Raw genomic sequence first — 12,930 nt, forward strand, 5'->3', positions numbered from 1 at the left:
CGCCCCGGTGACGGCTGCTGCTCCGGCAACCCGGCGCCCGGCGGCGTGGCCACCCGGGGCGCGAATGTCTTTTTGTTTTCCTCGCGGAAGAATGCGCTCGGCTACCAGACGGCGGCCGTCAGCGCCTCGCCCAGATCCAGCTCGCGGCTGGTCTGGGTCAGGTCGGACTCGACCATCATCCGCATCAGCTCTTCGAACGACACGGTCGGTTTCCAGCCCAGGTCGGTGCGGGCGAGCGTCGCGTCGGCGCAGAGCACCTCGACCTCGGCCGGGCGCACCAGGCTCGGGTCGACGACGACGTGGTCGCGCCAGTCGAGCCCGACCGAGGCGAACGCGATCTCGGCCGCCTCGCGGACGGTGTGCATCCGGCCGGTGCCGATGACGTAGTCGACCGGCTCGTCGTGCTGCAGCATGAGGTGCATCGCGCGCACGTAGTCGCCGGCGAACCCCCAGTCGCGGACCGCGTCGAGGTTGCCCAGCCGCAGCTCGTCCTGCACCCCGAGCTTGATCCGCGCGACCGCGCTGGAGATCTTGCGGGTGACGAACTCCATCCCGCGCCGCGGGGACTCGTGGTTGAACAGGATGCCCGAGACGCCGAACATCCCGTACGACTCGCGGTAGTTGCGGGTGATGTAGTGCCCGTAGGCCTTCGCCACGCCGTAGGGGCTGCGCGGGTGCAGGAACGTCCGCTCGTTCTGCGGGGTTTCCGCGGCCTTGCCGAACATCTCCGACGAGGACGCCTGGTAGAAGCGGATCTGGCCGCCCGGTGCCGGGCGGGACTTGTCGAGCCCGCAGACCATCCGGATCGCTTCGAGCACCCGCAGCGCGCCCATGCCGTTGACGTCCGAGGTGAGCTCGGCCTGCTGCCACGACATCGGCACGAACGAGATCGCACCCAGGTTGTAGATCTCGTCGGGCTGCACCAGGTCCACCGCCGCGACCAGGCTCGCCTGGTCGAGCAGGTCGCCGTGCACGAAACTCAGCTCCGTGGCCAGCCTGCTGACACGCAGCTTGCGCGGATTGGCCTGGCCGCGCACCAGGCCCCACACCTGGTACCCCAGCCTCAGCAGGTACTCGGCCAGGTAAGAGCCGTCCTGCCCCGTGATGCCCGTGATCAAAGCTCGTTTCGTCATGGTTCTCCCACATCCACCGGCCGGCTGTGCCCACGGCTAACCGAGATTGCCGCTGATCGGGTTCCATTGGACGCCCCGCCGACTCGGGAAATCATTGGAGAATCCCGGTGTTCCGCCGCGATGACTGGTGTTTTCCCGTCGCGGACGGGTCCATCCTGGCACTTTCCTCCCATCCCCGAAGCGAGCGAGGAACCGATGGCCTTTGCCTACCCCGTGTCCCAGCCGTACCTGACCGGCCGGGAGTGCGAATACGTGACCGAAGCGGTCGGCACGGGCTGGATCTCCGCCCAGGGTCCGTTCGTCCCGCGGTTCGAGGCCGCGTTCGCCGCCTGGAACGGGCAGGCGCACGGTGTCGCGTGCTCGTCCGGCACGGCGGCGCTGACGCTGGCGTTGCGCGCGCTGGGCATCGGCCCGGGCGACGAAGTCCTGGTGCCCGAGTGCACCTTCGTCGCTTCGGCGTGGGCGGTGACCTACACCGGCGCGACACCGGTGTTCGTGGACTGCCGCGACGACCTGACGATCGATCCGCGCTTGGCCGAGGCGGCGATCACCGCGCGCACCAAGGCGATCATGCCGGTCCACGTGCACGGCCGCCGCTGCGACATGGACGCCGTGATGGAGCTGGCCTTCGAGTACAACCTGCGGGTGGTCGAGGACAGCGCGGAGGCGCACGGCGTCCGCCCGGTCGGGGACATCGCCTGCTTCTCGCTGTACGCCAACAAGATCGTGACCGCCGGCGAGGGCGGGATCTGCCTGACCGACGACCCGCGGCTGGCCGCCCAGATGGCCCACCTGCGCTCGTTCGCGACCGGCAAGGCCCACGACTTCGTGCACAAGAACCTGGCCTACAACTTCCGGATGACCAACCTGCAGGCCGCCGTGGCGCTCGCGCAGGTCGAGAAGCTCGACGAGATCCTGGAGCTGCGCGCGCAGGTCGAGAAGCGCTACGACGAGCGCCTGGGCTTCGCCGGGATCACGCGCATGCCCGGCCGCGACGTCCTGTGGATGTACGACGTGCTGGCCGAGGACCGCGACGAGCTGAAGAGCCACATGGCCGCGTCGGGCATCGAGACGCGGGTGTTCTTCCCCCCGATGAGCCGCCAGCCGATGTACCTCGATCCGTCGTGGCCGGAGCTGAACGCGGCGGAGTTCGCGGCCCGCGGCCTGTGCCTGCCGACGCACACGGGACTGTCCGAAGCGGACCAGGACTTCATCGCCGCCCGCGTCGCGGACTTCTACGGCTCCCGCTGACCCGGCCGGGGCACTTTCACGTGAAAGTGCCTTCGGGAACGGAAGAAGCGCCCACCGGGGTGGTGGGCGCTTCTCGGGTGGGGCTCCGGCGGGCCGCCCGTACAGTGAACGGACGGCCCGCCGGAAGTCGGAGGGAGCGGGTCAGCCGGCCGGCTGCTCCGCCGAGTCGAGGTCGCGAGCCAGCAGCTCGGCCACCTCCGACAGCGCTTCCTCGGCGCCTTCGCCGTCCGCGGTCAGCAGCACCTCTTCGCCGCCGCGGACGCCGAGGGCCATCACCCCGAGGATGCTGCCCGCGTCGACCAGCTGGTCCTCGTCGCGGCCGATCTTCACCGGCACCGGCAGGCGGCCCGCCAGCTCGACGAGCAGCTTCGCCGGCCGCGCGTGCAGCCCGACGGGCGAGCCGATCACCACTTTCCTACTGGACATCAGGAACTTCCCATCTCGTGATCGCTAGTCGACCGACCGGGCCGAGAACTCTTCGACGACCTTGCGCGCCGACGGCACGTCCGGTGCCGTCAGCACCTCCCGGGCCAGGATTTCGCACTGCTCCAACGTGTAGTCCTTCAACGCGGCCCGCACCGCCGGGACCGCGGACACCGACATCGACAGGCTGGTGATGCCCAGCCCGGCGAACACCGGTGCCAAGCCGGGGTCGCTCGCCGCCTCGCCGCAGATGCCGGCGCTCTTGCCGGCCTCCTTCGCCGCCGCGGCGACGGTGGCCACCAGCGCCAGCAGCGCCGGCTGCCACGGGTCCAGCAGCTCCCCCAGCTCCCCCAGCATGCGGTCGGCGGCGTAGGTGTACTGCGAGAGGTCGTTGGTGCCGATGCTGACGAAGTCGACTTCCGCGAGGATGTCCCGCGCCCGGATCGCCGCGGCAGGCACCTCGATCATCACGCCGGTCTTGGCGATCCCGTGCTCCCGGGCCAGGTCGCGGAACGCCGCCGCCTCCGCCGGGGTGGCGATCATCGGCGCCATCACCCGCACGTCCGCGTCGTGGTCGCCCGCCGCCAGGCTGATCGCCTCCAGCTGCGCGGTGAGCAGCCCCGGGTTGCGGACGCCGACCCGGTACCCGCGCACCCCCAGAGCCGGGTTCGGCTCGTCTTCGGTGTTGGCGAACGGAATGTACTTGTCGGCCCCGGCGTCGAGCGTGCGGATGACGACCGGACGGCCGCCGAACCCGCGGAGCACTTCGCCGTACGCCGCCCGCTGCTCCTCGACCGTCGGGGCCTCCGTGCGGTCCAGGAACAGGAACTCGGTGCGGAACAACCCGACCCCTTCGGCGTCGGCCGCGGCGTCCGACGCCGCCCCGCCGGCGCTGCCGACGTTGAGCAGGAGCTTGACCGGGTGACCGTCCGCCGTAGCGCCCGGACCGCGGTGCGCCGCGAGCTTTTCCTTCAGTGACGCCGACTCCGCTTCGATCCGGCGGACGTACTCGTCGTCCGGGTCGACGGCGACGGTGCCGCGCGTGCCGTCGACCGCGATCCTCGTGCCGTCCGCCAGGCCCGCGGCGCCGGCGCAGCCGACCACCGCGGGGATCCCCAGTGCCCGGGCGACGATCGCCGTGTGGCTGGTGGGCCCGCCCTTCTCGGTGACGATGCCGAGCACCTTCGCCGGGTCGAGCAGGACCGTGTCGGCCGGCGCGATGTCCTGGCCGACGAGGACGAACGCCCCGTCGACCGCCGGGATACCCGGCTGGGTCAGCCCCAGGGCGGCGGCGATCGCGCGGTCGCGGATGTCGATCAGGTCCGCCGCCCGCTCCCCGAGGTATCCGCCGATGGCTTCGAGCGCGGCCACGTGCTTGCCGAACGCGTCGCGGATCGCCCAGGCCGCGGGGCGGCCGCCCGCCACCCCGTCGGCGATGCCGGTCCGCAGCGACGGGTCCTGCGCCATCATGATCTGGGTGTCCATGATGGACTTCGACTCGCCCGACACCGAAGCCGCGCGCTTCTCCAGGTCCGCCACCGCCGCGTCGAGCGCTTCGGTCGCCGCCGCCAGCTCCGCTTCGGGAGCCGCCGCGGCGTCCCAGTGCTCCGGCAGCACCGGGGGCGGCGTCAGCCGCACCACCGGGCCGGCGGCCGCGCCCGGGCTCGCCGGGTTGCCCCGCAGTTCGTCCACCACCGTTGGTCGCCTCCTCAACTCCGCGCCGCACCGCTCACGCGGAAACGGTGCCCGGCTCGATCGTCACCTTGATCGCTTCGCCGCTGCTGACGATGTCGATCGCCTTCAGCACGTCCGACAGCGGCAGGTGGTGGGTGATCAGGTCGTCGACCGGGACCTTGCCCGACGAGATCAGTTCCAGCGCCTGGCGGTTGTGGTCCGGGCTGGACCCGTTGGCGCCGTAGATGGTCAGCTCCCGGTAGTGCACCAGGTTCGAGTCGCACGCGATGATCGGGTTGTCCTTCGGCAGGCCGCCGAAGAAGCTGATCCGGCCGCGGCGCGCGGTCATCTTCAGCGCGTCCTCCTGGGCCTTGCCCGCCGCCGCGGCCGTGATGACCACGTCGGCGCCGTCGCCGCCGGTGAGCTCGAGGACCTTCTCCACCACGTCGACCTCGCTGCCGCAGATCGCGGCGTCCGGCTTGACGAGCTCGGCGGCGAGGTCCAGGCGGTTGCGGTTGAGCTCGACGAGGTAGACCGCGGCCGCGCCCTTGGCCCGGGCCAGCCGCACGTGCAGGCAGCCGATCGGACCGGCGCCGACCACCACGACGACGTCGCCCGCGCCGACCTGCGCGAAGTTCTGTCCGTTGAGGACGCACGCGAGCGGCTCGGCCACCGAGGCCTCGGCGTAGCTGACGCCGTCGGGGATCCGGTTGACGCCGTCGACCTTGAGGACCTGCTTCGGCACGATCATGTACTCGGCGAACCCGCCGTCGAAGTGGTACCCCATCGACAGCTGGTTCGGGCAGACCTGCTGCAGCCCCTTGCGGCACTGCTTGCACTCGCCGCACGGGATGGCCGCGATGACCTGGACCCGGTCGCCGGACGCCCAGCCGGACACGCCGGCCCCGGTTTCCACGACCTCGCCGGCGATCTCGTGCCCGATCACGCGCGGCGGGTCGATGTGGTGGTGCCCGTGCCGGAAGATCTTCAGGTCCGTGCCGCACGTCGACGTGTTGTGCACCCGGATCTTGATCTCGTCCGGGCCGGGCTTCGGTTCGTCCGCGTCTTCGACACGCAGGTCGCCCGGCGCGTAGAAACGTGCCACCTTCATCGGGAAAACTCCTCGTCCACTTCGTTCAACAGTCGCAGGATCGTCTCGGCGTCCGGTGCCTCGCGCAGTTGCTTGACCTGTTCGGAATCCATCAGGATCCGGGCCAGCGAGGACAGGATCCCGACCTGCTCCGAACCTTTGGCCGCGATGCCGACGCAGAGCCGGACGTCGTTGCCGTCCCAGTCGACCCCGGCGGGGAACTGGAGGATCGCCAGCGCGGTGCGCTTGACGAACTTGCGTGACTCGTCGGTGCCGTGCGGGATCGCGACGCCCTCGCCGAGGTAGGTCGACACGGACTTCTCGCGTTCGTGCATCGCGTCGAGGTACCCCGGCTCCACCGCCCCCAGTTCGAGGAGCTTCTTCCCGACCTGGGTGATCGCGTCCGCCTGGTCGGGGGCGGTGCAGCCGATGAGCACGGACTCGGGCCCGAGGATGGTGGCGTCAGTCGGCAAGGGAACCGCCGTCCCGGATCGCCTGTTCGACGCGGTCGAAGACCGGGTCGCCGAGAAAGCTCTGGAAGCCCAGGATCACCGCGTTGCCGTTGGCCTTGCGCGCCCGGCTGACCAGGGTGGACTGGCACAGCACGACCTGCGCGTCCCCCGGGATCTCGTTGACCGGCGTGTGCTCGACCTTGACCGAGTACGGCTTCAGCCGCTTGGCCAGCTGGGAGGCGACCATCACGCTGCTGCCCATCCCGGCGTCGCAGGCGATGATGACCTTCTTGACTTCCTTGCCTTCGATGCTGCTCATTCCCGTGCTTCCTTCCTTCGATCGACGGTGATCGTCACGCCGCCACGGTTCCACCGGAGGCGATGGCCGCCTCGCGTTCTTCCTTGCGTGCGTCCCGGCCGAACTTCAGCAGTACGGCGGCGACGACGAATGAGACGGCCGCGGCGACCAGCACCCCGGCGACGACGCCCAGGTAACCGCCCTTCGGCGTCACGGCGAGCACCGCGATGATGCTGCCCGGCGACGGCGTGGCGGTCAGGCCCGCGCCGAAGATGCTGAACGTCGCGACACCCGCCGCGCCACCGGCGATGGCGGCCAGGATCAGCCGCGGGGTCGCCAGGATGTACGGGAAGTAGATCTCGTGGATGCCGCCGAGGAACTGGATGACGATCGCGCCCGGCGCGGTGGCCCGTGCGCTGCGGACGCCGAAGAGGGTGAGCGCCAGCAGGATGCCGAGGCCCGGGCCGGGGTTCGGCTCGATCAGGAACTCGATCGCCTTGCCGTCCTTCAGCGCGTCGGCCACGCCCAGCGGGCTCAGCACGCCGTGGTTGATCGCGTTGTTGAGGAAGAGCACCTTGGCCGGTTCGACGATGATCGAGACCAGCGGCAGCAGGTGGGCGTCGATCAGGCCCTGGACGCCGTTGCCGAGCGCCTTGGTGATGCCCTGCACGACCGGGCCGATGCCCAGCATGCCCAGCACCGCCAGCGCGCCGCCGATGATGCCGGCGCTGAAGTTGTCGACCAGCATCTTGAAGCCCGGCGCGGTCTTGCTGCCGACCCGTTCGTCCCACAGCTTGATCAGGAAGCCACCCAGCGGGCCCACGATCATCGCGCCGAGGAACATGGGGATCGACGCGCCGACCGCGATGCCGACCGTGGCCACCGCACCGACGACGGCGCCGCGCTGGCCGTGCACCATCCGGCCACCGGTGTACCCGATCAGCACCGGCAGCAGGAAGTTGATCATCGGGTCGACGAGCTCGGCGATCTGCGCGTTGGGCGTCCACCCGCTCGGGATGAACAGCGCGGTGATCAGCCCCCAGGCGATGAACGCGCCGATGTTCGGCATGACCATGCCGGCGAGGTGCCCGCCGAACCGCTGGATGGTGACCCGTACGCGTTCCGCCCTCGACGGAGTGGCTTCCTCTTCGCGCTCCGCAGTGGTAGTCATCGTTGGCTTCCTTCTCTGGAAAGGGTTTCGGAGGGATCGCCATCCAGCGATGGCGCGAGCGGTCCGGTCCGATGCGCTATTCGCGCACCTTCTCGTCCCACTCCGGGCGCGGGTCCACCCGTACTCGACGGGCCCCCACGTCTTCAGGACCCGGCATCGTGCTCCCGGGCAGCGACACGGCGGCCGCTCCCCAGGCGACGGCGGTGGCCAGCGCCTGCGGGCCACTCCCCCCTGCCGCCAGGAAACCGGCGAGCATCGCGTCGCCGGCACCGACCGAGCTCCGCGGTTCGGCCGATGCGTTGGCGCACCAGACTCCCGCTTCTTCCACCAGCACGGCACCCTTGCTGCCGAGACTGGCGAGCACCTTGCCCGCGCCGAGCGCGCGCAGCTCCTGTGCGGCGTCGACGACGTCCCGCACGGTGTCCAGCTGCCGGCCGACGGCTTCCTCGAGCTCGTCGAGGTTCGGCTTCACCAGGGCCGGACCGGCCTTGACCGAAGTGCGGAACGCCGGGCCGCTGGTGTCCACGACGACCTGGGCACCGGTCGGGGCCAGGCGCGCGATCAAGTCGGCGTAGAAGTCTTCGCCGGCGCCGGGCGGCAGGCTTCCGGCCACCACCACCCATTCCGCGTCGGCCACGTGGGACATCAAGGTGTCGCACAGGGTTTCCAGCTCCGCACCGGAGAGGTGCGGGCCGCTCTCGTTCACCTTGGTGACGGTCGCGTCGGGTTCGACCACGCTGATGTTGCTGCGCACGGGTTCCGCGGTCCGCACCCGGACCACGTCGATGTTGTAGGCGTGCAGCAGGCTGATCAGGTGGTCGCCGTCGGCTCCGCCGGCCGGGACGACGGCCCGGGCCTTGAGCCCGTTGCGCACGAGAGCGCGTGCGACGTTGATGCCCTTGCCTCCCGGCTGGACATGCGCACCCGTCGCCCGGTGCAGCTCACCCCGGATGAGCCGGTCGACCTCGATCGTCCGGTCCACGCTCGGGTTCGCCGTCAGGGTCACGAACACTTCAGCACACCTCCGCCGGGCTCCTCGTTGATTTGGTTGATATTGCCTGTGTTCGTATGGGTTTGCAAGGCCCAAGTTCACCGAAAGTTCAACCGTTACCTTCGAGAACTCGCACCACGTGGCCCTGAGCCTGGCAGAACGCCGAGCACAGCGCGTATCCCAAAACCCACACAAAGGCAGATTGCCGGGCCGGCTCCCGGCGCCGACAAGACGGGGCCGGGTGGCCCTCCGATTTCCGGAGGACCACCCGGCCCGCCAAGCGGTTTTCGCAGTTCACGCCGTTTCGCCCACCGTCCCGAGCGCCACGGACCCCGCCGGGGTCAGCCGGGCCCGCACCCGCTGCCCCACGCGGCCCAGCCGCGCCGGCTCGACGAGACCGCGGTGGGCGAGGGAGTGGGCGGTGTACTGGTCGCAGCACACCAGCCCGTCGATGTAGAGGTCCGGCTCGCAGCTGCAAGCGATCTCCGCCCGGCCGGACGCGACCGCCAGCAGCATCGCCCGGGCCCGGTTGTTCAGCTCGCCCACCGGAAGCGCCGTCGCGGTCATGACGGCGTCACCGCACGAAATCCGGCAGCGCGCGGGGAGGCCACGACCCGACCCCGAAGATGCCCATCGAGTAGGCCTTCGAAATCAGCGCCGGCCGGTTCTTCACCTTCATCTTCCGCAGCAACGTCGTCACGTGGTACTCCACACCGCCGCGGCTCATGTAGAGGTTGGCCGCGAGCTGGATCGTGGAGACCCCGGAGGCGACGCCCTCGAGGATGCGGGCGTCGATCTCGGACAGGATCTTCTTCTTGCTGCAGGCGACCTGGCCGCGGAGTTCGTTCTTGTCCGGCCGGAACACGACCGTCAGGCTGTCGAGGCGGTCACCGACCCCGTGCACCGTGGAGCCGACGAACTCTCCCGAAAGCGTCGTGCCGTTCTCCCGCATGACCAGGATCCGCTCGACGAACCGGCTGCGTTCCCCGCGCGCCAGCAGCCGCAGCTGGTTCTCGACCTTGCTCCGCACACTGGGGTGCAGCAGGTCGCAGAGACCGGTGCCGGTGACCGCGTCCGAGCTGCACTCGAACACGCGGAAGAACTCCATGCTGGCCGACACGATCCGCAGGCGGTGGTCGAGGTTCACCATGCACATCTCGGGGGTGATCGCCCGCAGCGCCGGCTTGCGCGCAGCGGTCCGGGAACCCCGGTCCACCACGGCCACCCCGACACCTTCAGCCAGATCCGCGACGTCCGCACTCATGAAGGCATTCCTTTCTCCGGCTGGAAGCTGAACCCCCGGGGGCGAGAAGGCCGACGGCCGCCAGTCAGTGTGCGAGCCGTGTCTCCGGGGTGATGCAGATCATGTTATGCACGCTCGATTAGCGCGGGCAACACAATCCGGACACCCGCTCTTAACACTGTGGTGCGGTGGCGCCGCGGGTACGGAGGTTCGGAGGGCGGTGCGGTGCGGTGCGGTACCGAACCGCACTCCAGCGGGCAAAAGTGCTGCCCTTTGGCACCCGACCTGGGAATCAACGAGGGGAAAGGGGGTCCGTACCCCCACACCGCGCACCGCACCCGCCTACCGAACCGGAGGTGCGGACCCGCGGCGCGGGAGTGCGGCACGGGGGATCAGCTCTCCTGGTCGAGCGCGCCGAAGCGCTCGATGAGTTCGGCGCGGCCGTTGACCTCGAGCTTGCGGTAGGTGCCGGTGAGGTTCTTCTCGACCGCCCGCCGGGTGACGCCGAGGGAATCGGCGATCCGCTGGTTCGTCCAGCCGCGCACCACGAGCCGCGCGACCGCGGCCTCGGTCTTGGTCAGGTTTCCCAAGCTGTCGCCGGAAAAGCGCAGCACGGGGCCGTTCAGCTCGGTTTCGGCGCTGCCGTCCAGCCAGGAGGCACCGATCGCCTTGACCAGTTCCCGGCCCTCGGCCAGCAGGTCTTCGGCGCCGGGCAGCCCGGCGCCGAGCAGCCGGGTGCCCAGCACCACCGCGGTGCGAGCGCGCTCGACGACGTTCTCCGACTCGCGCAGGATGCCGGCGGCCTCCTGCAGCAGCGCGATGCCGTCCGCACCGCCGGTCAGCATCCCTTGCAGGCGCAGGGAACGCCCGACGCTCAACGGAGTGCCCCACCGCTGCGCGAACTGGTCCTCTTCGGCCGCGTGCGCCTGGGCCGCGGCCAGGTCGCCGAGCCGCTGGCGCACCAGCGCCGCCCAGATCCGCCACGGGTACTGCGGGGTGTTGACCCAGCCTTCCCGTTCCAGGCGCCGCCCGCAGTCGAGAAAGCGGCCCAGCGCGGTCGCCGGGTCGCCGCGGACCAGGTCGATCATGCCGCGGATCAGCCGCCGGGCGGCGAACACGCGGTGGTCGCTGCTGTCCATCGGCGTGCCCAGCAGGCGCTCGCCGAGCTCCGGATCCTGCGTTTCCAGGGCGATCTGGGCGAGGGTGGTGACCGACCGCGCGAGCGCGTCCGGCCAGGCTTCGTGGTCGGCGCCTTCCAGGACACCGAGGGCGATCCGCCGTGCTTTGGCCAGCTCCCCCTGTGCCAGCTTGACTTCCGCGGTTTCGGCGGCGATCAGCGGCGCGGTGTCCGGCCAGTGGTCCTGGGCCGCCTGGGCGGCCGCGGTCAGCGCGGGCTCGAGCACGGCGGCGCGGTCGGCGAGGACCGCGGTGGACACCAGCAACGGCAGGGACGTGTAGGCGTGCCGCGGATCGAGCGGCTCCTCGCTGACGAGTCGCTTGAGGACGGTCTCGACGTCGTCGGCCGCCACGCTGCCCGAGACCACCGCGCTGTGCAGCAGCACCACCGCGAGCTCCCGGCCGCCCGGCGAGTCCAGGCGTTCGGCGTGTTCGAGTTCGGTGAGCCGGGCCAGTGCGGCCTCGCCGCCACCCGGCTGCCCGATCCCCGGGTACCAGGCCCGGGCTTCGGCCCGCAAGGCCAGCTCCGCCGGTTCCCCTTCGCGCAGCACGGGGTCGACGGCGGCGCGCACGGCCGCGCCGAGGTTCGGCGCCGACGCGGCGAACGCGGGCGGGATCCACAGCGCCGCTTCCGCCTGCTGCGCTCCGGGCGGCAGCAGCGACAGCGCCTGCGACAGGTGCCGGGCCGCGGCGACGAGGTCGAAACCCCGTTCCGCGGCGGCGAGTTCGACCAGCAGCCGCCCCCGTTCTTCGCTGTCCGGCGCGGTGTTCAGCAGCGCCCGGCGCAGGTAACGCGCCGCGAGCTCGCCGGCCCCGCGCTCCAGCACGGTCGCCGCGGCCGAGCTGAGGATCCGCACTTCCCAGGGGTCTTCGGCGATGCCGACCTTCATCAGCGTCTCGGCCACCCGCTCCGCTGGGCGGCCGTGCTCGTAGAGAAGCCGCGCCGCGCGCCGGTAAAGGCTTTCCCGCAACTCGACCGGGATCGCGGACTCGATGCCGTCGCGCACGCTCGTGGTGACGAAGCCGATCCGGTCGTCCTCGCGCTCGACCAGGCGCAGCCGTTCCAGGTGCTGCACCGCCGAGGAGTACTCGACGTCGTCGAGCCCGACGAGGTCGGCGGCGAGAGCGGGCTCGGCGCGGTCGCCCAGCACCGCGACCGCGCGGGCCAGCGCGAGCACCGCGGGCGGCTGCGAACCCAGCGACATCAGGACGCGGTGGTCGAGCAGCCGCACGGCTTCGAGCCGGGCGGCCGCGGTCTGCGCGGCGACCGGCCGCAACCCCTCGGCGACCAGTCCGGTGAGGACGGTCGCGACGCCGGCCGGGTTGCCGCCGGAGACCTCGTGCAGCATCGCGGTGAAGGGTTCCTCGGCGGCCTCGCCGAACGCGACCTCGGCCATCGACGCGACCGCGGACCGCGAAAGCGGCGCGGGCACGACGATCCGCGCGGCCGCGGTCACCAGTTCGTGCACCAAGGGGTACTTCGGCGCCTCGCACTCGTCGGCCAGCGCCAGCGCCAGCAGGATCCGCGACCCGCTCAGCCGCTTGGCGAGGTAGCCCAGCAGCCGCAGCGATCCCTGGTCGGCCCACTGCAGGTCGTCGACGATCACCACGACCAGGTCGTCGTGGGACATCGCGTGCACGACCGTGTGCAGTCCATAGAGGACGGCTTCGGTCGGCAGGTAGTGCTCGTGCCCGTTGGTGATGAGCCGCTCTTCGGTCAGGGCGCGCAGGATCTGCTCGGACGCCCCCTGGAACCACCGGTCCCGTTCGGCTTCACCGGCCGCGACGAGCACCGGGCGGCACAGCTGCTGGGCGATGCCGAAGGCGAAGTCCTCTTCGAGCCGGGTCGCGTCCGCGCGCAGCACCCGGGCGCCCGCGCCGAGCGCCGCCGCCATGGTGTCCCGCAGCAGCGCGGACTTCCCGCTGCCGGCCGGGCCGCTGATCAGCAGCAGGGAGCCGTCGCCGCCCGCCGCCGCGTTCAGCGCGGTCGCGATCGCGGCCCGTTCCGTGTCACGCTCCAGCAGCACC

Annotated in this window: 12 protein-coding genes; 1 reads left to right on the forward strand and 11 read right to left on the reverse strand. The window is 71.0% G+C overall.

All coding sequences use genetic code 11. The annotated features are described in order from the left end of the window. Nucleotides 1-101: 101 nt before the first annotated feature. Nucleotides 102-1,133 carry a GDP-mannose 4,6-dehydratase gene (locus ACLJQE_RS07780; protein WP_410638418.1) on the reverse strand — a complete coding sequence of 344 codons (1,032 nt, stop codon included), beginning with the start codon at nucleotides 1,131-1,133 and terminating at the stop codon, nucleotides 102-104. A 195-nt stretch (nucleotides 1,134-1,328) separates the two neighbouring features. Between ACLJQE_RS07780 and ACLJQE_RS07785 the strand changes: the two genes are divergently transcribed. Next, a complete protein-coding gene (locus ACLJQE_RS07785; RefSeq protein WP_410638419.1) occupies nucleotides 1,329-2,384 on the forward strand; it encodes a DegT/DnrJ/EryC1/StrS family aminotransferase in 1,056 nt (351 codons plus the stop codon). A gap of 141 nt (nucleotides 2,385-2,525) precedes the next feature. Here ACLJQE_RS07785 and ACLJQE_RS07790 read toward each other — a convergent pair whose 3' ends face one another. The 10 genes from ACLJQE_RS07790 to ACLJQE_RS07835 form a co-directional block, all read right to left on the reverse strand. Next, on the reverse strand, nucleotides 2,526-2,810 hold the full coding sequence (locus ACLJQE_RS07790; RefSeq protein WP_410638420.1) for an HPr family phosphocarrier protein: 285 nt from the start codon (nucleotides 2,808-2,810) through the stop codon (nucleotides 2,526-2,528). A 24-nt stretch (nucleotides 2,811-2,834) separates the two neighbouring features. Then, entirely contained in the window at nucleotides 2,835-4,502 is a 1,668-nt protein-coding gene (ptsP, locus tag ACLJQE_RS07795; RefSeq protein ID WP_410638421.1) for a phosphoenolpyruvate--protein phosphotransferase, read from the reverse strand. 34 nt (nucleotides 4,503-4,536) lie between these two features. Further along, the gene (locus tag ACLJQE_RS07800; protein ID WP_410638422.1) at nucleotides 4,537-5,592 is read right to left on the reverse strand and encodes a zinc-dependent dehydrogenase; all 1,056 of its coding nucleotides are present in this window, start codon (nucleotides 5,590-5,592) and stop codon (nucleotides 4,537-4,539) included. Continuing rightward, complete coding sequence (locus ACLJQE_RS07805) at nucleotides 5,589-6,044, reverse strand: PTS sugar transporter subunit IIA (protein ID WP_410638423.1); 456 nt, start codon at nucleotides 6,042-6,044, stop codon at nucleotides 5,589-5,591. Before ACLJQE_RS07805 ends, ACLJQE_RS07800 begins: the two co-directional genes overlap by 4 nt. Then, nucleotides 6,034-6,342, reverse strand: coding sequence for a PTS lactose transporter subunit IIB (locus ACLJQE_RS07810; RefSeq protein WP_410638424.1), 309 nt, complete (start codon nucleotides 6,340-6,342; stop codon nucleotides 6,034-6,036). Before ACLJQE_RS07810 ends, ACLJQE_RS07805 begins: the two co-directional genes overlap by 11 nt. Before the next feature lie 34 nt (nucleotides 6,343-6,376). After that, a complete protein-coding gene (gene mtlA, locus ACLJQE_RS07815) occupies nucleotides 6,377-7,492 on the reverse strand; it encodes a mannitol-specific PTS transporter subunit IIC (RefSeq protein ID WP_410638425.1) in 1,116 nt (371 codons plus the stop codon). A gap of 76 nt (nucleotides 7,493-7,568) precedes the next feature. Then, nucleotides 7,569-8,504 (reverse strand): 1-phosphofructokinase, encoded by a 936-nt coding sequence (gene pfkB, locus ACLJQE_RS07820; protein ID WP_410638426.1) that lies wholly within the window; start codon nucleotides 8,502-8,504, stop codon nucleotides 7,569-7,571. Between the two features lie 273 nt (nucleotides 8,505-8,777). Then, entirely contained in the window at nucleotides 8,778-9,050 is a 273-nt protein-coding gene (locus tag ACLJQE_RS07825; protein ID WP_410638427.1) for a hypothetical protein, read from the reverse strand. Nucleotides 9,051-9,057: 7 nt separating this feature from the next. Further along, nucleotides 9,058-9,747 (reverse strand): LuxR C-terminal-related transcriptional regulator, encoded by a 690-nt coding sequence (locus tag ACLJQE_RS07830; protein WP_410638428.1) that lies wholly within the window; start codon nucleotides 9,745-9,747, stop codon nucleotides 9,058-9,060. Nucleotides 9,748-10,118: 371 nt separating this feature from the next. Further along, nucleotides 10,119-12,929 carry an AAA family ATPase gene (locus ACLJQE_RS07835; RefSeq protein WP_410638430.1) on the reverse strand — a complete coding sequence of 937 codons (2,811 nt, stop codon included), beginning with the start codon at nucleotides 12,927-12,929 and terminating at the stop codon, nucleotides 10,119-10,121. Between the last annotated feature and the right edge of the window lies 1 nt (nucleotide 12,930).

This window comes from Amycolatopsis sp. lyj-346, from assembly GCF_046548975.1.
Classification (GTDB): domain Bacteria; phylum Actinomycetota; class Actinomycetes; order Mycobacteriales; family Pseudonocardiaceae; genus Amycolatopsis.

What these genes read in the sequence shown, in the direction of transcription:
- ACLJQE_RS07830 (WP_410638428.1), bottom strand. Translation starts at nt 9,747, where the DNA reads ATGAGTGCGGACGTCGCGGATCTGGCTGAAGGTGTCGGGGTGGCCGTG.
- ACLJQE_RS07800 (WP_410638422.1), bottom strand. Translation starts at nt 5,592, where the DNA reads ATGAAGGTGGCACGTTTCTACGCGCCGGGCGACCTGCGTGTCGAAGAC.
- ACLJQE_RS07825 (WP_410638427.1), bottom strand. Translation starts at nt 9,050, where the DNA reads ATGACCGCGACGGCGCTTCCGGTGGGCGAGCTGAACAACCGGGCCCGG.
- ACLJQE_RS07810 (WP_410638424.1), bottom strand. Translation starts at nt 6,342, where the DNA reads ATGAGCAGCATCGAAGGCAAGGAAGTCAAGAAGGTCATCATCGCCTGC.
- ACLJQE_RS07785 (WP_410638419.1), top strand. Translation starts at nt 1,329, where the DNA reads ATGGCCTTTGCCTACCCCGTGTCCCAGCCGTACCTGACCGGCCGGGAG.
- ACLJQE_RS07790 (WP_410638420.1), bottom strand. Translation starts at nt 2,810, where the DNA reads ATGTCCAGTAGGAAAGTGGTGATCGGCTCGCCCGTCGGGCTGCACGCG.
- ACLJQE_RS07780 (WP_410638418.1), bottom strand. Translation starts at nt 1,133, where the DNA reads ATGACGAAACGAGCTTTGATCACGGGCATCACGGGGCAGGACGGCTCT.
- mtlA (WP_410638425.1), bottom strand. Translation starts at nt 7,492, where the DNA reads ATGACTACCACTGCGGAGCGCGAAGAGGAAGCCACTCCGTCGAGGGCG.